Raw genomic sequence first — 23,701 nt, forward strand, 5'->3', positions numbered from 1 at the left:
GCACCACGCGGGCAATGTCAATGTGTTGCGCCATGGCGTCCCTCCAGTAATTCCATCGTTTTTTGTTGTTGTTCTGGGGGTGGTGCAGCGGCGGCAATGGCCCCCACCACCTGTTCCATCTTCATGAATCGCGATCCCTTGACCAGCACGCTGCCCACCGTGGGCAAGGCCTGGCGCACCGCATCCAGCAGTGCGTCCATATCGTTGAAATGCCGGGCAACACCCCCCTGCCCGTCGCCATAGGCCGAAGCCGCGTGCACCGACTGCGCGCCCAGCGCAAACAGCAGGGGAATACCCGCCGTGTGGGCCAGCTCCCCGGCCTCGGCGTGGAACTGCGGCCCCTGGTCGCCCACCTCGCCCATGTCGCCCATCACCAGCAGCTGCGGGCCGGGTAGTTCGGCCAGCACCTCGATGGCGGCGCGCATGGAGTCGGGGTTGGCGTTGTAGGTGTCGTCCACCACCGCGATCTCGTGACCTGCCAGCGCCACGCTGAAGGCGCGCGAGCGGCCCTTGACCGGCGTAAAGTCGCGCAGCCCCTGCGCAATAGCGGCCAGCGGTGCGCCAGCGGCCAGCGCACAAGCGGTGGCGGCCAATGCGTTGGTCACGTTGTGGCGACCGGCAATGTGCAGACGCGTGGCGATCTCGCCCTGGGGCGTGGCCAGCGCCACGGCCCAGGCGCCGCGCTCCCAGGCGGCGCGCGCGCAGCGGACATCTCCGCCCTCGCCAAACGTGAACGTGCGGCGGCCCGGCTGCGCCAGCGCCAGCGAGTGCCACAGGGCCGTGTAGGCATCGCCCGCGGGGAACACCGCCACGCCATCGGCAGGCAGGCTGGCAAACACCGAGCCGTTCTCGCGCGCCACGGCCTCGACGGTGTGCATGAACTCGAGGTGCTCGCGCTGCGCGTTGTTGACCAGCGCCACCGTGGGCAGGGCCATGGCGGCGAGCTGGGAGATTTCACCCGGGTGGTTCATGCCCATCTCGATGACCGCCGCGCGGTGTGCGCTCGTGAGGCGCAGCAGCATCAGCGGCACGCCGATGTCGTTGTTGAAATTGCCCTGCGTGGCAAATGCGGCCTCGCCTTGCCAGGCGCGCAGGATGGACGCAATCATCTGCGTCACCGTGGTCTTGCCGTTACTGCCGGTCACACCAATCAGCGGCAGGCTGAACTGTGCGCGCCAGCCCGTGGCCAGCGCGCCCAGGGCGGCCAGGCTGTCGGGCACCTCGATGCCCGGCAGGCCCGCAGCGGCGAGGCCACCATGGGCGATGGCCGCTGCGGCGCCAGCGGCGCGTGCGTCGGCCAGGAAGGCGTTTGCATCAAAACGCTCGCCCTTGAGTGCCACAAACAGGTCGCCCGGCTGCAGGGTGCGCGTGTCGGTGTGTACGCGGGCCAGGGCCGTGGCGCCCTCGCCCACCAGGCGAGCGCCCGGGACATGCGGCTGCAGCAGCGCAAATGCCTGCGGCAGGGTCAGCATCGTGGCGGGGGCGGTGATCATGGGCGGGCTCCTCGGGCCTGCAGTGCGCTGAGCGCATGGGCCATGTCGGAGAACGGCTGGTGCACCCCCGCCGTCTCCTGGGTGTTTTCGTGGCCCTTGCCAGCAATCAACACCACATCGGCGGGAGCGGCGGAGGCAACGGCCAGGGCAATGGCGACGGCGCGGTCGGGCTCAGCCCGCACGGCGTTGCTGGCGATGGTGCCTTGCAGGATCTGGTGCAGGATGGCTGCGGGGTCTTCGCTGCGTGGGTTGTCGCTGGTCACGACCACCTGGTCAGCCTGCTTCTGGGCCACAGCCCCCATCAGCGGGCGCTTGGCCGCATCGCGGTCGCCACCGCAGCCAAACACGCACCACAGCTGCCCGCCACGCTCGGCAGCGATGGGGCGCAGGGCCTGCAGGGCTTTTTCCAGCGCATCGGGCGTGTGGGCGTAGTCCACGGCCACCAAGGGCTGGCCGCTCTGGTGGATCTGCTGCATGCGGCCGGGCACGGGCGAGAGCTGGGCACAGGCGTACAGCGCGTGTTCCAGCGGCACGCCCAGCGCGCGCAACCCGGCCAGCACGCCCAGAAGGTTGGAAACGTTGTACAGCCCGATCACGCGGGTCTGCAGCACATGCGCCTGCACGCCTTCGGCCACGGTAAAGCGCAGGCCACCATCGCCCATGCCAATGTCGCGCGCCACCAGGCGAGCGGGGCCGGCGATGGAAACGCTCCACAGATCAAGATTGCGACTGGCGAGTGTGGCGTACAACTCAGCCCCGCGCGTATCGTCGATATTGACCACAGCGGACTGCAGGCCCGGCCAGTCGAACAACATGCTCTTAGCCTGCCAGTAAGCGGCCATACCTGCGTGGTAGTCCAGGTGGTCCTGCGTGAAGTTGGTGAACAGCGCCACACGGATGCGGGTGCCCACCATCCGGTGCTCGGCCAGACCGATGGACGATGCCTCAATGGCGCAGGCGCCGCGGCCCGCATCGACGAACTGCCGGAACGCACGCTGCAGGCGGACAGGGTCTGGCGTGGTCATGCCGGTGCTGGCCAGCGCAGGGGGCGTTCCCACGCCCAAAGTACCCACTACCGCGCACCCATCATGCCCATAAAGCTCATTTTTTGATAGCACATTGAGTGCTTCAGCCAACCACCAGCTGGTGCTGGTCTTGCCGTTGGTGCCCGTCACGGCGAGCACATCCAGGCTCTGCGTGGGGTGCTCGAACCAGTCGGTGGCGATCAGGCCCGTTGCAGCCTTCAGGCCGTGCAGTGCGGCAACGGGCAGCCCAGCCAGCACAAATGCCTCGGCACCTTCGTGCTCCACCAGGCAGGCCACAGCCCCACGTGCGAGCGCGTCGCCGATGTGTGCACGGCCGTCGGTGGCAGCGCCGGGCCAGGCGATAAAACCATCGCCTGGGCGGATCTGGCGGCTGTCCGTCTGCAGTGTGCCTGTGACTCGCTCACGCAGCCAGGCCACGGCGTCGTGCACCGAGGCGAGCAGGGGCAAGGCCACCGTCACAGCGACTCCTCCACCGCATTGGCCACGATCTGCGGCTTGACGGCCATGTCGGGCTGCACGCCCATCATGCGCAGCGTCTGCTGCACTACTTCGCTGAACACAGGCGCGGCCACAGCACCGCCGTAATACACGCCGTTGCTGGGTTCATCGATCATCACGGCCACGACGATGCGGGGCTTGTCGATGGGCGCCATGCCGGTGAACCAGGCACGGTATTTGCCGACAGCGTAGCTCTTGCCCACCTGTTTGCGCGCCGTGCCCGACTTGCCACCCACTGAGTAACCCACGGTCTGCGCCTTTTGGCCGGTGCCGCCGGGACCTGCAGCCATCTGCAGCATCTTGCGCACCTGGTCGGCGGTGCGCTCGGAGAACACGGGCACACCCACGGCGGGCTGGTCGGACTTGAGCATGGTCGCGGGGATCACCCGCCCGCTGTTGGCAAACACGGTGTACGAACGCGCCATCTGGAACAGGCTGGCAGACAGGCCGTAGCCATAGGACATGGTGGCCTGCTCCACCGGGCGCCAGCTCTTGTAAGGGCGCAAGCGCCCGCTGACCGCGCCAGGGAAGTCGATTTGCGGCTTCTGGCCGAAACCTGCGGCCGAGAAGGTCTCCCACATCTCGCGCGCAGGCATCTGCATCGCGAGCTTGGTGGTACCCACGTTGCTGGATTTCTGGATAACGCCCTCCACCGTGAGCGCGCCATAGTTGTGCGTGTCCGAAATCGTGGAACCGGTGATGTTGATGCGGCCGGGCGCGGTGTCCACCACGGTTTCGGGTCGCACCCGGCCACTTTCAAGCGCCAAGCCGATGGTGATGGGCTTCATGGTTGAGCCCGGTTCGAAGGTGTCGGTGAGCGCGCGGTTGCGCAGCTGCTCGCCCGTGAGGTTCTGGCGCTTGTCGGGCACGTAGCTGGGGTAGTTGGCCAGCGCGAGCACTTCGCCCGTGTGGGCGTCCAGCACCACCACACTGCCCGCCTTGGCCTTGTGTGCCGTCACCTGGTCGCGCAGCTTCTGGTAGGCAAAAAACTGTACCTTGCTGTCGATGGACAGCTGCATGTTCTTGCCGTCCACCGGCTGGACCGTCTCGCCCACCCCTTCGACCACCCTACCCAAGCGGTCCTTGATCACACGGCGCGAGCCGGGCTTGCCGGCCAGGTCCTTGTTGAAGGCCAGCTCCATGCCTTCCTGGCCATGATCTTCCACGTTGGTGAAACCGACCACATGCGCGGCGGCCTCGCCCTCGGGGTACTGGCGCTTGTATTCCTTGCGCTGGTAGATGCCCTTGATATCGAGCTTGGCGATCTGCTGGCCCACATCCCAGTCCAACTGGCGCTTGACCCAGACAAAGGTCTTGTCCTCGTCTGCCAGCTTTTTCATCAGCTCGGCCTGGGGCATGTCGAGCAGCTTGGCCAGTTGCTTGAGCTTGGCACGCACTTCGGGCTTTTCCTGATCCACATCCTCGGGGATGGCCCAGATGCTGGCCGCTGGCACGCTGGATGCCAGGATCAAGCCATTGCGGTCGAGGATCTTGCCCCGATTGGCTGGCAACTCCAGCGTGCGAGCAAAACGCACCTCGCCCTGGCGCTGGAAGAAGTCGTTGCCAAACACCTGCACATAGGCCGCACGGGCGCCCAGGCCCACGAAGCCCAGTGCGATCATCGCCACGATGAACTTGCTGCGCCAAACCGGCGTCTTGCTGGCAAGCAGAGGGCTTGCTGTGTAGACCACGCTGCGGCTCATGGCTGCGCACTCCCGGGCTGCGCCGCCGCGCTGGCCGCGGCCACCGCGGCCCCAGACACGCCTTGCGGATCGGACACGTACTGCGTGATAGCCGGGGTGGCGGTGCGCATTTTCAGCTGGTCGCGAGCGATCTTCTCCACGCGCAGCGGAGTGGCCTGGGCGCGTTTTTCCACCTGCAGGCGCTGGTGCTCGGTTTCCAGGCGGCGCGCCTCGGCAATGGCTCGGTCCAGCTCTGTGAACAGGCGGCGCGACTCGTACTGGGTGTGCACCAGATAAATGGCACTGGCCAGCACGGCCACCAGCAGGACGAGGTTGAGCCTGGTCATTTATTCAGACCTCGGTGCGTTCGGCAACGCGCATGATCGCGCTGCGTGCGCGGGGGTTCGCCTCGATCTCGGCGACAGAGGGCTTGATGCGGTCCAGCGCCATGAGCTTCATCGCCTGCGGCTTGGCAAAAGGCGCACGGCGGTCGTACACCTCTTTGGAGTGTTTGGCGATGAACTGTTTGACGATGCGGTCTTCGAGCGAGTGGAAGCTGATCACCACCAGGCGCCCGCCCGGCTGCAGCACCGACAGGCTGGCCTCTAGCGCCTGTTGCAGCTCTTCAAGCTCGGCGTTGATGAAAATCCGAAGAGCTTGAAATGTGCGCGTTGCAGGGTTCTGGCCCGGCTCGCGGGTTTTGACCGCGCCAGCCACGAGATCGGCCAGTTCGGCGGTGGTTGCAAGAGGGCCCCGCTCTTCGCGCCGAGCAACAATCGCCTTTGCAATGGGGCCAGCAAACCGTTCTTCACCGTAGTCACGTATCACCTCCGCAATCTGACCGACTTCGGCCGTGGCCAACCAATCGGCCACGCTTTCGCCGCGCGTGGTGTCCATGCGCATATCCAGCGGGCCGTCAAAACGGAAACTGAAACCCCTCTCGGGGCTGTCGATCTGGGGCGAACTCACGCCCAGGTCCATCAATACGCCTGATGCGCTGGCAGGCGGCAAATCAGCAAGATGGCGAAAACCTTCGTGCCGAATGGAAAAACGCGCATCGGTGATGCGCGTTGCTTCGGCAATGGCTTCGAGGTCTTTGTCAAATGCGACAAGACGCCCTTGGGGGCCCAGCCGCAGCAGGATGCGCCGCGAATGCCCTCCCCGCCCGAAGGTGCCATCCACCCAGGTGCCTGCAGGCTCGGGCCCCGCGCCGCCCAGCAGGGCGTCCACGGCTTCATCAAGCAGAACGGTAGTGTGTTGCAAAGGAGTGGATGTCATGGTCAGAAGGAGAAGTCCTTGAAGACATCCGGCATCTCGCCCTGCATGGCCTTGGCCTCCTGCTCGTCGTAGGTGGCCTTGTCCCAGAGTTCGAAGTGGTTACCCATGCCCAGCAGCATGGTGTCCTTGGAAATACCGGCTGCCTCGCGCAGCTCGGGCGAAATCAGCACGCGACCCGTGGCGTCCATCTCCACATCCATGGCGTTGCCCAGAAAGATGCGCTTCCACCACTGGGCGGACATGGGCAGCTGGGCAATGCGCTCGCGGAATTTCTCCCACTCGGGACGGGGGAACACCATCAGGCAGCCGTGCGGGTGCTTGGTGATCGTGAGCTGGCCCGATGCCGTGGCCGCGAGCACGTCACGATGCCGGGTCGGCACGGACAGCCGACCCTTCGCATCGAGACTTAGCGACGAGGCACCTTGAAACACGGACAGATTCCCAGTTCGGTTTTGCGCCTCGCGGGTCCAGGAATGGACTTTGAGGGCACTTTTCACCACTTAATTGCACTTTTTTGCACTGTAGCAGGAAAAGCACACCGAACAAGAGGGCGTCCACCAAACTTTGGTAATGAAATCAACAACTTAGGCGCGAATTTGCAGCCAACAAAGCGCCAAAAGTTGTTGAAAAAGAAGAACTTACGGAAGCCTATGAAAGTGACCTCTCAAGGCCGGGCCGTATCGTCACAGGATGTAGCGCGACAGGTCTTCGTCCTGGCTCAGGGTCTGCAGGCGGGTGTCGACATAGGCAGCATCCACCGTGACGGTTTGTCCAGACAGGCGTGCTGCATCAAAACTGACCTCGTCAAGCAAGCGCTCCATGACGGTGGACAGTCGGCGTGCGCCAATGTTTTCGGTGCGCTCGTTCACGTCAAAGGCGATGTGTGCAAGGCGCGTAATCCCTTCGGGCACAAATTCCAGCGTGACCCCTTCGGTGGCCAGCAGCGCCTGGTACTGCTTGACCAACGATGCATGCGTCTGCGTGAGGATGGCCTCGAAGTCCTTCACCGACAGCGATTCCAGTTCCACACGGATCGGAAAACGCCCCTGCAGCTCCGGGATAAGGTCGCTGGGCTTGGACAGGTGGAACGCGCCCGAAGCAATGAACAGGATATGGTCCGTCTTGATCATGCCGTACTTGGTGGACACCGTCGTGCCCTCCACCAGCGGCAGCAGGTCGCGCTGCACCCCCTGGCGGGACACATCCGCCCCGCTGCTTTCCTGCCGCGCGGCCACCTTGTCGATCTCGTCGATGAAGACAATCCCGTTCTGCTCCGCGTTTGCCACCGCGCGGGTCTTGATCTCTTCCTCGTTCACGAGCTTGGCCGCCTCTTCGTCGGTGAGCAGCTTCAGCGCTTCCGCGATCTTGAGCTTGCGCGCGCGGCGCCGGTCCTGGCCCAGTTGGCTGAACATGCCGCGCAGCTGCTCGGTCATTTCTTCCATGCCTTGCGGGCCCATGATCTCCAGCGGCGCGCGGGCCTCGGCCACGTCGATCTCGATCTCCTTGTCGTTCAAGGAACCTTCACGCAGCTTCTTGCGGAACACCTGCCGGGCGGTGCTGTCGACCGCAGGCTCGGCGCCGGTGGCGGCACGGGCGGGCGGGATCAGCACGTCCAGGATGCGCTCCTCGGCGGCGTCTTCGGCGCGCATGCGCACCTTCTTCATCTCGGCCTCGCGCGTCTGCTTGACTGCCATCTCGGCCAGGTCGCGGATGATGGAGTCCACGTCCTTGCCGACATAACCCACCTCGGTGAACTTGGTGGCCTCCACCTTGATGAAAGGCGCATCGGCCAGCCGCGCCAGGCGCCGCGCGATCTCGGTCTTGCCCACGCCGGTGGGGCCGATCATGAGAATGTTCTTGGGCGTGATTTCCTGGCGCAGACTGCCTTCGACTTGCTGACGGCGCCAGCGGTTGCGCAACGCAATGGCCACGGCGCGCTTGGCGCTGGCCTGGCCCACGATGTGGTGGTCGAGTTCGGAAACGATTTCCTGGGGTGTCATGGAGGACATGCGGGGCCTGCCTTCAAATTCAAAGAAAAAATAGCCGTCTGCGCGCAATAGATAAGCGCCATTAGCTATCAAAATATGAGCAAACGAACCTTGCCGCCTTACAGCGTTTCGATGGTGTGGTTCATGTTGGTGTAGATGCAGAGTTCGCCCGCGATTTCGAGCGACTTCTTCACGATCTCCTGTGCGGACAGATCGGTGTTCACCAGCAGCGCCTTGGCGGCCGAATGCGCGTAGGCGCCGCCCGAACCGATCGCCACGATGCCCTGCTCAGGCTCCAGCACGTCGCCATTGCCCGTGATGATGAGTGAAGCGCTCGCGTCGGCCACGGCCAGCATGGCTTCGAGACGGCGCAGCACGCGGTCGGTGCGCCAATCCTTGGTGAGTTCGATGGCCGCGCGCGTCAGGTGGCCTTGGTGTTTTTCCAGTTTGGCTTCAAACCGCTCGAACAGCGTGAAGGCATCGGCCGTGGCGCCCGCAAAACCTGCCAGCACCTTGCCGTGGTGGAGCTTGCGCACCTTGCGCGCCGTGCCCTTGACCACGATGTTGCCCAACGTGACCTGGCCGTCGCCGCCAATGGCGACCTGGATGCCTGCGGGCGTCTGGCGGCGCACGCTAAGGATGGTGGTGCCGTGGAACACCGGGGTGTTTTGAGATGAGTCCATAGCAGCGGAAGATGGGGTCGCGGGCGCCACTTTCAAGCCAAAGTGGAACCACATGCCGTGAGCAAATCTACGCCACTGTCAGGCGACTCATGGTACTGGCGCTGCCCAGGCCAGCGCCCCCGCGCAAGGGCCGCCAAGCTACGGATGCGGCGCTTCGCTTACATGCAATGGGAGCGTCCCTCTCCCGCGTAGCGAGAGAGGGGGAAGGCGCGAAGCGACTCAGGGGGAGTCAGTTCTTGCGCGGAACCACCCAGGCGTGTTCGTTGATGCCAATCACGTTGAAGAAAATCGCCACCAGCCGCTGCAAGTTGTGGAACTGGACCACATGGCCATGCCCCTGTTGCTCAGCTGCCCAGTTGAGCACCGAACCCGCCGCCGCAAAATCCACGCGGATAAGCTTGTCGCAGGCAATGACCAGAGGCACACCGGGGCGCAGGAAGGCCTCGAACGGCTGCAGCAGCGGCGTGGCATCACCATCGATGTGACCACTGAGTTGCGCTACGGGCCCGGTCTCCAGCGGGGCGGGCGCGGACAGCTCGCCCAGGTCGGAGACCATGAAGTCGCTGTCGGCCGCCAGGGGCGCCGCACCGGAGGACACCCCTTCATTGTCGGAGTACCCGCAGCGTGGCGACACCCAGGACGGAGGCGAGACCTCATAAGTGACGCAGTAGTCCAACGCCACCAGCTCAAACTCATCGGGCTTGCCCATGAGCCGCATCATGGCCATGCGCAGGCGCCACCACTCGGGGCTGTTGGAACGGTCGCCTGACTGGGTCTTGGCCTCCAGCAGGGCGTTGAGTTTTTCTACCTCCGAGAACACCAGCTGGCCTTCGCGGTCGGACCACTGCGAGACCAAGTCAGCCAGCAGGGGCACCGCTGCCTCGTCGATGCCCGTCAGGCGCGACCAGGACAGCGTCCAGGGAGAAGCTGCGCGCGTCAGCGATGCCTGCAGGGCGGCTACCGAAGATACCGCCACGGTGGGAGGCGCATTCCAGCTGAAATCGCGGCGCATGCCGGGCACTGGCGAAGCGTCTGCAGCGGGCGCAGCCACTGCCACCATCCCCAGCAGCTCGGGGATGGAGTACCACAGGGGGGCCGAGCGGCTGTACTGGGCCGCAAAGTCAATGGCCAGTGCATCAAAACGATCGTGTTGCCCGGTGGCGCGGTACAGGTCAAAGAGCGTCATCCAGATCTCGAGCTGCTGCTCGGGATCGTCCTGCTGGTGCTGGGCGAGTACATCCAGCAATCCGGACTCTGCACCCGCATGGTCGCCGTTGGCAAACCGAATGGAGGCTTCTTCAAGGTCGGGTTCGTGCACGAATTCCTCCGGTTCGGATGCGGTCGCAGACGCTGCCGCAGTGGCCGCAGGGCTGAAGGATCCCTCGACGGGTTGCGGGTTGCCCGCGAGCATCTGCGCATCGATGCCACCAAACTTGCCAATGGCCATGCTGTCATCCGCAAACAATGGCTGGACAGCGGCTTGGTTGTCCAGCGGCGCGGGCAGGCTGCCGGGTGCAGTAGGGGCATAGGCCCTGGCATGGGCGGAGTCGGATGGTTCCGCCATGCTGGACGCAGGCATCACGCCTGGCTGGGTGGGAGCGTCGGTTCCTTGCTTGCTCTTCCACCACTGCTGCGACATCTGCGCCTCAATCTCGTCGATCTTCTTGAGCGTGACGGCACGCTCGTCGGGCGAGGCCATGCTGCTTTGAAAGAACGAGGGACGGCCGGCTGCATCTTCTACGCGCTGGCCTTGCAGCACTTCGCGCTGGCGCAGCTTGCGCAGCTGATCGAACTCTCGACGCCGCACGAAGTCGTTGCGGCGCTTGCGCTCAATCATCTCCTTGAGCATCTGCTTGCTGTACTGACTCTCCCGGTCGTCCTGGATGGAGTCCAGTTCCGTCCAGTTGACCGTGGGATTCTTCACGAACCGAACCACCTTCGATAGCAGGCCGCCGGGGGTGGTTTCTTCCTTGCTCATGGCTCAGGGTACAGGGGAGAGTGCGCAGCGATGATCGTCATCAGGCCGTGGGGCCCGATCAGTCTCCGAACATCTTCTGCTTGAGTTCGCGACGCTGCTGCGCTTCCAGCGACAGGGTGGCCGTGGGGCGGGCGATCAGGCGGCCCGTACCGATGGGCTCGCCGGTCTCGTCGCAGTAGCCGTAGTCGCCTGCATCAATGCGGGCAATGGACTGTTCGATCTTCTTGAGCAGCTTGCGCTCGCGGTCGCGGGTGCGCAGCTCCAGAGCATGCTCTTCCTCGATCGTTGCGCGGTCCGCCGGGTCCGGCACCACCACGGTGTCTTCCCGAAGGTGTTCGGTGGTTTCTCCAGCGCTGTTGTGGATGTCCTGCTTGAGCTGAACGAGCTTGAGGCGGAAAAACGCCATTTGCTTGTCGTTCATGTACTCGCTGTCGGGCATGGCCATGACTTCAGCGTCGGTCAACTCGGCGGCGGACTTGGTTTTCCAGTTGTTCGCCAGCTTGGGGTCTTTTTTGGCAGCGGTGAAGGTCGGCTGCGCTTGCACGGTCGTGGGCATGGTATGTAAATAACTGGCTTTGGCAGCGGTGGAGGCCACTGCCTGTGCCATGGATGGTACGGTCAATTGGGCCAATCGGGAAGAAGGCCGGGTTGTGCGCACGGGTACCTGCAAGTCGACCGGTGCGGCAGGGCTGGGCGCCGGGGCTGCCACGGCAGCGCTGGCCACCTTGCCCACAACAGCTTTGGGTGCCGCTGCAGCTTTGGGCGCGGCCACAGCCACTTTGGCCACAGTGGCTTTAACGGTGGGCTTGGGCTCTGCCACGGGGGCTGCAGCGGCGGGCTTGGTTGCCTTCGTGGCCGCCTTGGGTTTGCTGGTGTCGGCTTTCACTTCCTGGTCTCCTCGCTGTACGGGCGGGCCCTTGGCCGCTCTCACGGCCGGGGACTGGTGGCAAGCCTTGGGTGGTTTTACCGGGGCGCGATTGTATCGACCTGGGCTGACGCAAACGAAAACGTTGCGGATACAACACAAATCGGGCCAACACAACGCCCCTGCACCGGCGAACAGGTCAGACCAGACTCTGCTCCAGTCCCTGCATAAAAATATCCTTGGGCAGGTCGATACCAATGAAGACCATCTTGCTCACCCTTGGTTCGCCTTCGGCCCACTGGGGGCCCAGGTCACTGCCCATGAGCTGGTGCACGCCCTGGAAGATCACCTTGCGCTCGGTGCCTTTCATATTAAGCACGCCTTTGTAACGCAGCATGCGCGGGCCATAAATATTGACAATCGCCCCGAGAAAGTCTTCGAGCTTGGCCGGATCGAACGGACGCTCAGAGCGGTAGACAAAACTCTTCACATCATCGTCATGGTGATGGTGGTGCCCATGGTCGTGGTCATGCTGGTGAGAAGGATGGCTGCAGTGCTCGCCATGTTCGTGGTCGTGATCATGGTGGTCGTGCCCGTGCTCTTCTTCCTTGAGAAAGTCAGGGTCGATGTCGAGCTTGGCGTTGAGGTTGAAGCCGCGCAGGTCCAGCACCTCCTTGAGCGGCACCTCGCCAAAATGCACGGCCTTGATGGGCGCGCGCGGGTTCATGTGCTTCAAGCGATGGATCAACGCATCGGTTGCCTCGGCGCTGACCAAGTCGGTCTTGGACAGGAATATCTGGTCGGCGAAGCCCACCTGGCGGCGCGCTTCCTGGCGGTCGTTGAGCTGCTGGGGCGCATGTTTGGCGTCCACCAGCGTGATGATGGAGTCGATGAGATAGGTCTCGGCGATTTCTTCATCCATGAAGAAGGTTTGCGCCACCGGGCCGGGGTCGGCCACGCCGGTGGTCTCAATCACGATGCGATCGAACTCCAGCAAATTCTTGCGCTTCTTGGCTGCCAGCAGCTGCAGCGTCTCGCGCAGGTCTTCACGGATAGTGCAGCAGATGCAGCCGTTGCTCATCTGCACGATCTGCTCCTTGGACTCGGTCACGAGGATGTCGTTGTCGATGTTTTCTTCGCCGAATTCGTTTTCGATCACAGCAATCTTCTGCCCATGGGCTTCGGAGAGCAGGCGCTTGAGCAGCGTCGTTTTGCCCGAGCCCAGGAAGCCGGTGAGGATGGTGACGGGGATCAGTGCCATAAATCTGTCTTTCAAGGGAGTCAAATACCTGCGCCGCGGTCGGCGTCGCAAGCCACAGAGCCCCGCACAAGGGGCGTATTTTCAGTGTACCGAGGCTGTCAAGCCCCTGCCGGGAGCTGAGGGGCTTACCCTTTGCGCATCACGACCAGGCCCTTGAGGTACTCCCCTTCCGGGAACTCCAGCGTCATCGGATGGTCGGGCGCGCCGCCCAGGCGCTCCATGATGTAGCCATCCACGCCCGCATCCGCCCCTGCCGAGGCCACGATCTTATGGAAGAGATCGGCGCTGATGCCGCCCGAGCATGAGAAGGTGAACAGCACGCCGCCGGGCGTGAGCAACTGCAGCGCGAGGCGGTTGATGTCCTTGTAGGCGCGCGCGGCGCGCTCGGCGTGCGCCGCCGTGGGGGCGAACTTTGGGGGGTCGAGGATGATTGCGTCAAAGCGCTGACCTTCCTTGAGGAACTGGCGCAGCGAGGCGTTCACGTCGGCATCGAGGAAGGTGGCCCGGTTCGGATCGAAACCGTTGAGCGCCACATGGGTCCGGGCGCGCTCAAGGGCCGGGCCTGAAGAATCGATAGACGTAACATGCCCATCGGCCACGACGCCTGCCGCGCGCATGCCCGCCAGCGCCGCCACGCTGAAGCCGCCGGTGTAGCAAAAGCAGTTGAGCACATGCTTGAAGCCCAAGCGCTGGGTGTAATCGGCAAACCTCTTGCGGCTGTCGCGCTGGTCCAGGTAGAAGCCGGTCTTGTGGCCCTCGGCGATGTTGAGGGTCAGGCGCCACTGGTGCTCGTTGATGGTGAGTTCGAGTGGTGGCCCTTCGCTGTCGCCCACCATGCCGATGGGCCCGCCGCGCAGCCAGCCCGTGGCGGGCTCCAGGCCTTCCAGCGCACGCACGCTGGCGTCCGAGCGCTCATACAGCTTGGTGAGGCCCGTCTCGCGCAGCAGCGCATCGGCAATCACGCCTTTCCAGCGCTCAGTGCCTGCACTGGTGAACTGCGCCACCAGCGTGTCGCCATAACGGTCCACGATGAGCCCAGGCAGGCCATCGGACTCGCCATGCACCAGACGCACGCCATCGCTTTGCACGTCGAATCGGGCTCTAGCGATTATGGAACGTGCGCAAGAAGCTATAAAAAACGGAGCATCAATGCGCTGCGCCTCGTCAAAACTCCACACCCGCGCGCGGATGCGCGAGCTGGGGCTGTAGGCAGCCCAGGCCAGAAACTGGCCCTCGTGCGACTCTACACGCACAGTCTCGCCGCTGTCGCCGCCGCCTTTGGCGATAGCCGATTCAAAGATCCAGGGGTGGCGGCGCAAGAGCGAGCGCTCTTTGCCTGGGCGAAGGCGAAGGGTTTTCATACCCGGATTGTGCAGGCTGGCCAACACCCGCGCATGCGCAACGACCTCGCAATGCTCAAACACCCCGTGTCATATCGCACCCACACAAGCACCGCCCTGCAAAAATTGCATATTTGACAAATATGATTACAAAAAACTAGAATTGATCAAAATATCATTTTTATCAAGGAATGCGATGCCCGAACCCACCCTAACCGCTTCTTCCCGGACCGCATCGCCACAGCAAGGTCTGACCAAGCCGCTGACGGACATCCGCGAGTTCCTGGCCTTCAAGATCGGAAACGAGGAATACGGCGTGGACATCCTGCGGGTTCAAGAGATCCGTTCTTACGACAAGCCCACCACCATTGCCAACGCGTCCGCAGATATCAAAGGTGTAGTCAACCTGCGCGGCGTGATCGTGCCCATCATCGACCTGCGCCTGAAGCTGGGCCTTGCCACCGTGAAATACGACCACCTGACAGTGGTCATCGTGCTCAACATTGGCCAGCGCGTGGTGGGAGTGGTGGTGGACGGCGTCTCAGACGTGCTGACGCTGGAGCGCGAGCAATTGCGCCCCGTGCCCGCACTGGACACCGACCTGGATCTCGACCACTTCCTCGCGATCGGGACGGTGGGCTCCCGGATGCTGATCCTTCTCGACATCGAGCAGCTTCTCGCCTCGGCACAAGTTATACCGGCCCCCGTTCAGTAACGGCACCCACCTCAGTCCACTCGATAGACATTCCGCTTCTCTGCAAATGCACCAAGACAAGGTACGCCATGAACATCCTCCGCACCATCGGTATCGGCACCCGCCTTTACTTCCTCTCGTTCACACTCATCATCGGGCTGGGCACTGTCGCATTCGTGGCGTGGTTGCTCCTGTCCGAAATCAAGGCGCTAACCGGGAAGGTGCGTGATGAAGTGATCCCGCAGCAGCAGCGACTGGCCTCCATGGAGCTGAACGTGACGCGCGCGTCGCTCCAGCTTCGGCACGCGCTGCTGGTGGGCACCCCGTCAGACCTGAGCGCCACGCTTGCAGACATTGAGGACAAGCGCAAGCTCATCGGCTCCGCACAGCAAGCTCTTGGCACGGCAGCGCTCTCGCTCAAGGAAAAAGAGGAGTTTTCCACCTTGTCCAAAGCACTGGAGTATTTCTGGCAAGTGGCTGGGCAGAACGCCCAACTGATCACGCAAGGGCAAAAGGAGCAAGCATTCGAGTTCCTGGTAAACCAGACGATTCCGGCACGCAACACAGTGCTGCAACAACTGGCCAGCCAAAAACAGTTCCAAAACGAGTTCCTCGAGGAAAACGTCTCCGTTGTGCAAGCAGACGCAAGCAAAACGCTGCAGGTACTTTTGAGCTGCATCATTGCAGTGGCCGTGGGATTGCTGCTGTTTTCTTGGCATATCGCCAGCGTATTGAAACGCCGCGTGGTGACGGCCCGCGCGATCACGGAGCGAGTGCGCGATGGCGACCTGACTGCCGACATCCAAGACCACGCGAAAGACGAGTTCAGCCCGTTGCTGGCAGCCCTGGCAACCATGCAGGCCTCCCTCGCTCAGGTGGTTGAGCGGGTTCGCCAAGGCTCTGAAAGCGTGGCCAATGCGAGCGCCGAAATTTCCTCGGGCAACAGCGACCTATCCACCCGAACGGAAAGACAAGCCAGCGCGTTGGAAGAAACCGCAGCATCCATGGAAGAACTCAATTCCACGGTGCGACAGAATTCAGAAAATGCGCGGCAGGCCAACCAGCTGGCACAGAGTGCATCGACCGTTGCCAGCCGAGGCGGCGATGTGGTGTCCGATGTCGTGAGAACGATGCAGGACATCAATGACAGCTCGCAAAAGATATCCGAAATCATTGGGGTGATCGATGGGATTGCTTTCCAGACGAACATTCTTGCGCTGAATGCGGCAGTGGAAGCCGCCCGTGCCGGTGAGCAAGGCCGTGGATTCGCAGTGGTCGCCAGCGAGGTCCGCAGCCTGGCAGGCCGCTCGGCAGAGGCAGCACGCGAAATCAAGGCGCTGATCGGTGCCAGCGTAGAGCGCGTGGAAGCAGGCACCGCCCTGGTAGACCGTGCCGGGCAGACCATGAACGAGGTGGTCGCCTCCATCCGCCGCGTCACCGACATCATGGGCGAAATCACCGCAGCCAGTAGCGAGCAAAGCCAGGGCGTGGACCAGATCAACGAGGCCGTCACCCAGATGGACCAAGCCACTCAGCAGAACGCCGCCCTTGTCGAAGAGATGGCCGCCGCCGCTGCCAGCCTCAACCACCAGGCCGCAGAGCTGGTGGACACCGTGGCCACCTTCAAGCTGCCCGAGGTGCATGCACACCGCGCCGCCCTGCCCCATCAGCCTGCCCGCAGCCCCCTGCCGGGCCATGGCCAGGTGAGTATCGCTGCGGGCTGACGGCAATCCGCTGGGTGTGCAGCCGCGCTGCGCGCGGGTCGCCTCTGCGCTGCAGCAGGTGGCCGGCAAGCAAGTGGCTCCATATGTCCGCACAGCAAGGCGACATAGGCCCTGAGCGCGCTCTGGCCATCGGCGCAATCGGCCAGCGCATGTCGATCCTGCTCGGTGTCGAAAAATTTCTTGCCAATTCTGCACGGAGTGATACACATGCCGTCTGTCACTGAGTCGCTGCACAACCTGCAAGGAACTGCACACCATGAACTTCAACGACCTGAAGATTTCTACCCGGCTCACGCTGGGCTTTGGTCTGATGGGTCTGCTCATTGGCATCATGGGCACCATGTCCATGGGGCTGGCCCACCGCGCGGATACAGCCTTCCACTCCATCATTGACGACCGTTTTCCCAAGGTATTGAACCTGCATGTAACCAAGGAGGATGTGACGGCCGTGGAGCTGGCACTCACGCAGATGCTGCTGGATACCCGCCCCGAGAGCATCCAACGCCACCAGGCCACGGTCAACCGCAAGCGCAAAGAGATCACACAGCTCCTCGATACCCTGGGCCAGCAGATCACCTCGCCCCAAGGCAAAACCGTGGCGCTGGCGCCCCCCGACCGTGCAGAGACCCTGGCGCTCACTCAGCACACCCCACGGGCCAAGCAGCAGCGCACCGCGGCTCGGCCGATGGTGGGCAACCACAACAACCCACGCCCTGCCCAGGGCCACCGGACCCGCATCACCACCGCCCCGCAGCCCGCCACCTACGCGATGGCACCTGCAGGCGGGGGTGAAGCAAATTGGGAGAGTTTCTGACGCGTCACAAACGCGGCATGCACCCAGCCCCACAGTTGGGTGACGGTCTTTTTACCAAGCAGGGCGTTCACCATGAACTTCAAACAGCTGAAAGTTTCAACCCGCCTGTCGCTGCTGCTCGCAGCACTGTGCCTGCTCACCATAGCCATTGGCAGCGTCGGCCTGACAGGCATGCAGCGCGCCAATGCAGGCTTGAATACCGTATACCAGGACCGGGTGGTCCCCCTCAAGCAGATCAAGCTGGTGTCAGACGCCTACGCCGTGAACGTAGTGGACACTGCGCACAAAGTGCGGGACGGAGCCCTCACGCACCAGCAGGGGCTCGATTCCATCGCCCGGGCCAAAAAGGAAATCAGCGAGAACTGGAGCGCCTACCTGGCCACCGAACTGGTGGCCGACGAGGTGCGGCTGGCCGCGCAGTTCAAAACGTTGCAACCTCAGGCCGATGGTGCCGTGCGCACCCTGGAGGAACTGATTGCACGCAAGGACCTGCCAGGACTCACCGCCTATGCAGCCAAGGAGATGTACCCCGCACTCGACCCCTTGCAAGACGTGCTGGGCGCGCTGGTGCAGGTGCAGCTGGATACAGCCCGCAAGGAATACGACCAAGCCGTGGTGTCCTATGTCAACACCCGGCTGTTTGTGGCTCTGGCAATTGCAGGCGGCGTGTTGTTTGCACTGGGTTTTGGAACCCTGGTGGCTCGCAGCATCGTCGGTGAGCTGGGCACCGAGCCCGGCACCGCCGCCGCGCTGGCGCGCAGCGTGGCCCATGGCGACCTCACGGTGGCCATCCACCTCAAGCCCGGTGACACGACCAGCCTGATGGCACAGCTCAAGCGCATGCAGGACAGCCTGGTGGCGATGGTGGCCATGGTGCACCAGAGTTCGGTCAACGTAGCCAGTGCGTCCGAGCAGATTGCCCAGGGCAACAACAGCCTGTCGTCTCGCACCGAAGAACAGGCCAGCGCGCTTGAGGAAACCGCTGCGTCGATGGAACAGCTCAATGCGACCGTGCGGCAGAACGCCGACAGCTCGCTCCAGGCTAACCAGCTCGCACGCAGCGCCACCACCATTGCCATGCAGGGCGGTGAGGTCGTGGCTGACGTGGTGCGCACCATGAAGGACATCAACGACAGCAGCAGCAAGATCACCGAGATCATCGGCGTGATCGACTCCATCGCCTTTCAGACCAACATCCTGGCACTCAATGCCGCTGTTGAAGCCGCCCGGGCCGGCGAGCAAGGCCAGGGCTTTGCCGTAGTGGCCACCGAGGTGCGTGTGCTGGCCAGCCGCTCTGCCGCAGCCTCGCGCGAGATCAAGAGCCTGATCGGCGCCAGCGTAGAGCGCGTGGAAGCAGGTACCGCCCTGGTAGACCGTGCCGGGCAGACCATGAACGAGGTGGTCGCCTCCATCCGCCGCGTCACCGACATCATGGGCGAGATCAGCGCTGCCAGCACCGAGCAGAGCGAGGGCATGGATCAGATCAGTGAGGCCGTCACCCAGATGGACCAGGCCACCCAGCAGAATGCCGCCCTGGTCGAAGAGATGGCCGCCGCCGCTGCCAGCCTCAACCACCAGGCCGGAGAGCTGGTGGACACCGTGGCCACCTTCAAGCTGCCCGAGGTGCATGCACACCGCGCCGCCCTGCCCCACCAGCCTGCCCGCCACCCCCTGCTGGAACACGGCCAGAGCACCATCGCTGCGGCCTGATGCTTGTCGCGGGGCGGACCGCAAACGGCCTCAGTCGCCTGAATTTTTCCTGCGCGCGCGGGGATGGGCTGCGTCGTACACCTTGGCAAGATGCTGGAAGTCGAGCCGTGTATAGACCTGCGTGGTGGTGATGTTGGCGTGGCCCAGCAGCTCTTGTACGGCGCGCAGGTCGCCGCTGCTTTGCAGCAGGTGGCTGGCAAACGAGTGGCGCAACATATGCGGGTGCACGGGCGTGGTCAGCCCGGCCTGCTGGCTGCGCTGGCGCAGGCGCAGCCAGATGGACTGCGCCGTAAGCCGTGCACCCCGCTGGCCCACGAACAGCGCGGCATCCAGCCGCGCCGCGCCATCACCGCCAAACGGCGTGGCGCGGATGGCCAGCCAGGCCTGCAGCGCTGCAATGGCAGCTGCGCCTACCGGCACGCTGCGGCGCTTGCTGCCCTTGCCAAACACATGGGCCTCGCCCGCCTGCAGATCGACCCAGCCGCGCCCCAGGCGATGGGTGTCGGCGTTCGCAACAGCATCCAGCCCTGCCAGCTCGCCCACGCGCAAGCCGCAGCCATACAGCAGCTCGACCATGGCGGCATCGCGCGCCTCCAGCCAGGGGTCGGCGCCAGTGTTGTCGAATTCGGCCAGCCGCACGGCATCGTCCACGCCCAGCGCCTTGGGCAGGGGCTTGGGCGCCTTGGGGGCGCGCACATCCTGCACCGGGTTGTGCGCAATCAGCCCCTGCCGTCCGGCCCAGGTGAAGAACCCACGCCAGCCCGAGAGGATGAGCGCAATGCCGCGCCCGCTGCGCCCCGCGCTGTGCATCTGCGCCACAAAGCGGCGGATGTGGGCGCTGGTGAGCTGCAGCAGCGGCACGTTCACGCCCGCTGCGAACTGCGCCAACCTCTCCAGGTCCAGGGTGTAGAGCGTGAGCGTGCGCGCGGCCAGCCGCTTTTCTACGCGCACATGCTCCAGATAGCGCAGGACCTGCGGGTCTGCGGGGGTTTGCGTGGGCCGCGCGTCGGGCATGGAGCACTACCCCAGCAACTGGCGCGCCCCAAGGTCTGCACCACCGCGGAACCGGCTTCGCCGGGCCAGGGGTGGCGTCCCCCCGCAGGGGGGAAGCGGCGCAGCCGCACAGGGGGGCATCATTTCAAGCGCAGCAGCGCAGCGCTGGCCAGCTCGGCCATGCGCGACAGGAAGTCGGTGCCCATGGTGGCATCAAACCGCTGCGGGTCGTGCGAGCCCAGCACCAGCAGGCCAAACGCAGGCGTGGCGCTGTCGATGGCGCCCGCGCGCAGTGGCAGCAGGGCCAGCGACTGGGCCGGCTCGCCCGCCTCAGCTGCCAGCCAGCCCGCAGGCTCAAAGCCCAGGTTGGGGCCGCAGAACGGCATGGTCAGCGACGAGGCAAACGCGCGCGCGTCTTCGCTGGCGCCCTGGGTGAAATCGGCGTCGATGTACGGTGCAGCCACTTCCCACACACGCACCGCCGCCTGGGGCACGTCGAACAATGTGCGAACACCCTCGACCACGGCCTGCGGCAGGTCGAACGGGTCGCGCACCTGCAGCAAGCTGCCGGTCCACTGGTGCACCTTGTGGGCAATGGCCGCGTTTTCGGTGCTGTTGCGCACCATTTCCATGATGCGCTGCTCCAGGCCCTTGATCTTCTCGCGCAGCATCTCGGCCTGGCGCTCCTGCAGGCTCACGGCGCGCGCGCCGTGGGGGCTGGTGATCTGCACGCTGGCCAACACCTCGGCATGCCGCTCGAAGAAGCCAGGGGTGTTCGTCAAAAACTGGGCGATGTCGTCTTCGGTGATCGGTGGGATGTGGGAGGTCGTCATACGAGGGAGTCAGGGATGTCGATCTGGCCTTCGAACACCGTGGTGGCGGGGCCGGTCATGAAAACGGAGTCGGCCTCCTGGCCGCTCCAGGCAATGGTGAGGCGACCGCCGCGCGTATCCACATGCACCTCGGAGTCGAGCAGACCCAGACGGATGCCCGCCGACACCGCCGCGCAGGCGCCGGTGCCACAGGCCAGGGTCTCGCCCACGCCGCGTTCGAACACACGCAGGCGCACATGGGTGCGGTCCACAATCTGCAGATAGCCCGCATTCACCCGCTGGGGAAAGCGCGCGTGGCTTTCGATGAGGGGGCCGGTTTCTTGCACGGGCGCAGTGTCCACGTTGTCCACCAGCTGTACGGCATGGGGATTGCCCATGGACACAACAGCTACCAAAACGATAGCTGAAAACGCTTTACCATCAGGCGGCAACGGCCACTTTTGCCCTAAACCTTGCGCCACGGGCACCAGGCCGGACGCATCAAAAGGCACCTTGGCGGGATCGAACTCAGGGCGGCCCATGTCCACCGTGACACGGCCGTCGGCCGTCAGGCGCGGGGCAATCACGCCGCTTTGGGTTTGCACACGGATCTGGTCCTTGTCCGTGAGGCCCTTGTCGTGCACAAAGCGCGCAAAGCAACGCGCGCCGTTGCCACACTGCTCCACCTCGCCGCCATCGGCGTTGTGGATCACGTATTCAAAGTCGATGCCTTCGCCCGGCGATGGCCGCACGGTGAGAATCTGGTCGGCACCCACGCCAAAGTGGCGGTCGGCCAGAAAGCGGTACTGCGCCGCAGACAGCCCCAGACGGCCCTGGGTTTCGTCGAGCACCACAAAATCGTTGCCCGCGCCTTGCATTTTGGTAAAGCGAATCTGCATGGGAAGGGATTATGGCCCCGGCCCTGCGTTCCACCGGGAGCGGGCGTAGGCTTCGCAACCTCCGTTCAACCTCCGTTCAACCTCTAGAGATCCTCGCATGACCGATCTTTCCGCTTTTGCCATCACCCGCAAGTGGCCTGCCCAGCACCCCGACCGCATCCAGCTGTATTCGCTGCCAACGCCCAACGGCGTGAAGGTGTCGATTGCCCTCGAAGAACTGGGCCTGCCCTACGAGCCCCACTTGGTGAGCTTTGAGACCAACGACCAGACCTCGCCCGAGTTCCTGTCGCTCAACCCCAACAACAAGATCCCGGCCATCCTCGATCCGAACGGCCCGGACGGCAAGCCGCTGGCACTGTTCGAGTCCGGCGCCATCCTGGTGTACCTGGCCAGCAAGGCCGGCCAGCTGCTGCCGCAGAACACCACCGGGCGCTATGAAACCCTGCAGTGGGTGATGTGGCAGATGGGCGGCGTGGGGCCCATGTTTGGCCAGCTCGGGTTCTTCCACAAGTTTGCGGGCAAGGACTATGAAGACAAACGCCCACGCGACCGCTATGTGGCCGAGTCCAAGCGTCTGCTGGGCGTGCTGGACCAGCGCCTGGCGGACCGCCAGTGGGTGATGGGCGACCAGTACACCATCGCCGACATCGCCATCCTGCCCTGGGTGCGCAACCTGGTGGGCTTTTATGGCGCGGGCGAGCTGGTGGAGTTCGACCAGTTCAAGGCGGTGCAGCGGGTGCTCGCCGCCTTTGCGGCGCGCCCGGCCGTGGCCCGGGGGCTGGCAATCCCTGCGCGCGGCTGACGCAGCGGGGCAGCCGGACAGACAAGCGGGCACCGGGCCTCGATAATGGCCCGATGCCCCGCTCCAACCAACAGCTCCACCCCTTTCGCGAACCCGTCGCCACCCGCGCAGCCGCCACGGTGTTGCTGCTGCGCGATGCGCCAGGCAACGCAGGAGGCATTGAAGTCCTGATGACCCGGCGCTCGGCCACCGCCAGCTTTGCGCCCGGTGCCTATGTGTTCCCCGGCGGCGGCATCGATGCCCTGGATGCCACACCGCCAACCCACGCCGCCGCAGACCGCCGCCCCACGCAAAGCGACCAGCACCTGACCCAGGCCATCGCGGCCATCCGCGAGAGTTTTGAAGAGCTGGGCGTGCTGCTGGCCCGCCACGCCGACGGCCCGCGCCAGGGGCAGATGGCCGACGCGCAGGACATCGCCGCCATCGACCGCCACCAGCCCTTTGCAGCGCAATGCGCCGCACGCGGGCTGCGGCTGGCGGCCGACGGCGTGTTTTTGCTCGCGCACTGGATCACCGACCGCGACCTGCCGCGCCGCTTTGATGTGCCCTTCCTCGTCGCCCGCATGCCCGAAGGCCAGGAGCCCGTGGCCGACGAGGCCGAGCAGTTCGAGCCCGTGTGGGTGCGCCCGGCCGACGCGCTGGCGCGGCACGAGGCGGGGCAGTTCTTCATGATCTTTCCGACCATCCGCACCCTGCAGCGGCTGGCCGGGTTTGGCAGCACGCAGGCGGTGTTCGATGCGCTGAAAAGCGAAGCGCCACTGTGGACCAGCTGCCCCCGCGCGGGCACGCTGGCGGGCAAGGAAGCCCGCTACATGGAGGGCGACATGCCCTACGGCGAGCTGGCCCTGGTGTGCCCCGACGGCCAGATCGTGCACCCGCTGGACTGGCAGACCGAGCGCCCCGTACCCCTGCTGCGCAACGTGCAGCGCCTGACCGCCCCCAACCCCGGCGTGATGACCGGCCCCGGCACCAACAGCTACCTGGTGGGCGACCCCGCCACGGGCTTCATCGCCATCGACCCCGGCCCGGCGGACCCCGAGCACCTCGACAAACTCTGGCGCGCTGCGGGCGGCGACATCCGCATGATTGTGTGCACCCACTCGCACCCCGACCACTCGCCAGGCGCCGCGCCGCTGCAGGC

The 23,701-nt window shown here is 64.4% G+C and carries 21 protein-coding genes; 6 read left to right on the forward strand and 15 right to left on the reverse strand.

Translation table 11 applies throughout. The features are described from left to right. Window positions 1-17: 17 nt before the first annotated feature. From murF to DBR12_RS00485, 12 genes are all read right to left on the reverse strand, one after another. Window positions 18-1,493, reverse strand: a complete 1,476-nt coding sequence (gene murF / locus DBR12_RS00430; protein WP_108615445.1) for a UDP-N-acetylmuramoyl-tripeptide--D-alanyl-D-alanine ligase — start codon at window positions 1,491-1,493, stop codon at window positions 18-20. After that, a complete protein-coding gene (locus DBR12_RS00435; RefSeq protein WP_108615446.1) occupies window positions 1,490-2,998 on the reverse strand; it encodes a UDP-N-acetylmuramoyl-L-alanyl-D-glutamate--2,6-diaminopimelate ligase in 1,509 nt (502 codons plus the stop codon). Before DBR12_RS00435 ends, murF begins: the two co-directional genes overlap by 4 nt. Further along, entirely contained in the window at window positions 2,995-4,740 is a 1,746-nt protein-coding gene (locus DBR12_RS00440) for a penicillin-binding protein 2 (RefSeq protein WP_108615447.1), read from the reverse strand. Before DBR12_RS00440 ends, DBR12_RS00435 begins: the two co-directional genes overlap by 4 nt. Next, window positions 4,737-5,066 (reverse strand): cell division protein FtsL, encoded by a 330-nt coding sequence (gene ftsL, locus DBR12_RS00445; protein WP_108615448.1) that lies wholly within the window; start codon window positions 5,064-5,066, stop codon window positions 4,737-4,739. Before ftsL ends, DBR12_RS00440 begins: the two co-directional genes overlap by 4 nt. Window positions 5,067-5,070: 4 nt before the next feature. After that, window positions 5,071-5,997, reverse strand: a complete 927-nt coding sequence (gene rsmH, locus DBR12_RS00450; RefSeq protein ID WP_108615449.1) for a 16S rRNA (cytosine(1402)-N(4))-methyltransferase RsmH — start codon at window positions 5,995-5,997, stop codon at window positions 5,071-5,073. Between the two features lie 2 nt (window positions 5,998-5,999). Beyond that, on the reverse strand, window positions 6,000-6,428 hold the full coding sequence (gene mraZ, locus DBR12_RS00455) for a division/cell wall cluster transcriptional repressor MraZ (RefSeq protein ID WP_108615463.1): 429 nt from the start codon (window positions 6,426-6,428) through the stop codon (window positions 6,000-6,002). A gap of 252 nt (window positions 6,429-6,680) precedes the next feature. Beyond that, window positions 6,681-8,006: an ATP-dependent protease ATPase subunit HslU gene (gene hslU, locus DBR12_RS00460; protein ID WP_108615464.1), complete on the reverse strand. Its 1,326-nt coding sequence runs from the start codon at window positions 8,004-8,006 to the stop codon at window positions 6,681-6,683. A gap of 98 nt (window positions 8,007-8,104) precedes the next feature. After that, complete coding sequence (hslV, locus tag DBR12_RS00465) at window positions 8,105-8,668, reverse strand: ATP-dependent protease subunit HslV (RefSeq protein ID WP_108615450.1); 564 nt, start codon at window positions 8,666-8,668, stop codon at window positions 8,105-8,107. 229 nt (window positions 8,669-8,897) lie between these two features. After that, a complete protein-coding gene (locus tag DBR12_RS00470; protein ID WP_108615451.1) occupies window positions 8,898-10,646 on the reverse strand; it encodes an STAS domain-containing protein in 1,749 nt (582 codons plus the stop codon). A 58-nt stretch (window positions 10,647-10,704) separates the two neighbouring features. Next, window positions 10,705-11,532: an RNA polymerase-binding protein DksA gene (gene dksA, locus DBR12_RS00475; protein ID WP_108615452.1), complete on the reverse strand. Its 828-nt coding sequence runs from the start codon at window positions 11,530-11,532 to the stop codon at window positions 10,705-10,707. Window positions 11,533-11,710: 178 nt separating this feature from the next. Then, window positions 11,711-12,772, reverse strand: coding sequence for a GTP-binding protein (locus DBR12_RS00480; protein WP_108615453.1), 1,062 nt, complete (start codon window positions 12,770-12,772; stop codon window positions 11,711-11,713). A 125-nt stretch (window positions 12,773-12,897) separates the two neighbouring features. Then, window positions 12,898-14,133, reverse strand: a complete 1,236-nt coding sequence (locus tag DBR12_RS00485; RefSeq protein ID WP_108615465.1) for a class I SAM-dependent rRNA methyltransferase — start codon at window positions 14,131-14,133, stop codon at window positions 12,898-12,900. 175 nt (window positions 14,134-14,308) lie between these two features. On the opposite strand from DBR12_RS00485, the gene DBR12_RS00490 reads away from it, so the two are divergent. The 4 genes from DBR12_RS00490 to DBR12_RS00505 all read left to right on the forward strand — a co-directional run bounded on the left by DBR12_RS00490 (window position 14,309) and on the right by DBR12_RS00505 (window position 19,054). Continuing rightward, window positions 14,309-14,827, forward strand: a complete 519-nt coding sequence (locus DBR12_RS00490; RefSeq protein WP_108615454.1) for a chemotaxis protein CheW — start codon at window positions 14,309-14,311, stop codon at window positions 14,825-14,827. A gap of 68 nt (window positions 14,828-14,895) precedes the next feature. Then, window positions 14,896-16,530 (forward strand): methyl-accepting chemotaxis protein, encoded by a 1,635-nt coding sequence (locus tag DBR12_RS00495; protein ID WP_108615455.1) that lies wholly within the window; start codon window positions 14,896-14,898, stop codon window positions 16,528-16,530. Window positions 16,531-16,786: 256 nt separating this feature from the next. Next, window positions 16,787-17,344: an MCP four helix bundle domain-containing protein gene (locus DBR12_RS22430; protein WP_233244230.1), complete on the forward strand. Its 558-nt coding sequence runs from the start codon at window positions 16,787-16,789 to the stop codon at window positions 17,342-17,344. 72 nt (window positions 17,345-17,416) lie between these two features. Beyond that, complete coding sequence (locus DBR12_RS00505) at window positions 17,417-19,054, forward strand: methyl-accepting chemotaxis protein (RefSeq protein WP_108615456.1); 1,638 nt, start codon at window positions 17,417-17,419, stop codon at window positions 19,052-19,054. A 30-nt stretch (window positions 19,055-19,084) separates the two neighbouring features. On the opposite strand, the gene DBR12_RS00510 is transcribed toward DBR12_RS00505, so the two are convergent. From DBR12_RS00510 to dapF, 3 genes are all read right to left on the reverse strand, one after another. Beyond that, window positions 19,085-20,068: a tyrosine-type recombinase/integrase gene (locus tag DBR12_RS00510; RefSeq protein ID WP_108615457.1), complete on the reverse strand. Its 984-nt coding sequence runs from the start codon at window positions 20,066-20,068 to the stop codon at window positions 19,085-19,087. Between the two features lie 119 nt (window positions 20,069-20,187). Continuing rightward, window positions 20,188-20,880: a DUF484 family protein gene (locus tag DBR12_RS00515; RefSeq protein WP_108615458.1), complete on the reverse strand. Its 693-nt coding sequence runs from the start codon at window positions 20,878-20,880 to the stop codon at window positions 20,188-20,190. Continuing rightward, on the reverse strand, window positions 20,877-21,758 hold the full coding sequence (dapF, locus tag DBR12_RS00520) for a diaminopimelate epimerase (RefSeq protein WP_108615459.1): 882 nt from the start codon (window positions 21,756-21,758) through the stop codon (window positions 20,877-20,879). The genes DBR12_RS00515 and dapF overlap by 4 nt, the downstream gene beginning before the upstream one ends. A 97-nt stretch (window positions 21,759-21,855) precedes the next feature. Between dapF and DBR12_RS00525 the strand changes: the two genes are divergently transcribed. Both DBR12_RS00525 and DBR12_RS00530 read left to right on the forward strand, forming a co-directional pair. Further along, window positions 21,856-22,560: a glutathione S-transferase N-terminal domain-containing protein gene (locus tag DBR12_RS00525; protein ID WP_108615460.1), complete on the forward strand. Its 705-nt coding sequence runs from the start codon at window positions 21,856-21,858 to the stop codon at window positions 22,558-22,560. Window positions 22,561-22,613: 53 nt separating this feature from the next. Further along, window positions 22,614-23,701, forward strand: a 1,088-nt coding sequence (locus DBR12_RS00530; protein WP_146185434.1) for an MBL fold metallo-hydrolase, incomplete at its 3' end; no start/stop codon positions are given.

This window comes from Acidovorax sp. HMWF029 (assembly GCF_003060895.1).
GTDB lineage: Bacteria > Pseudomonadota > Gammaproteobacteria > Burkholderiales > Burkholderiaceae_C > Acidovorax.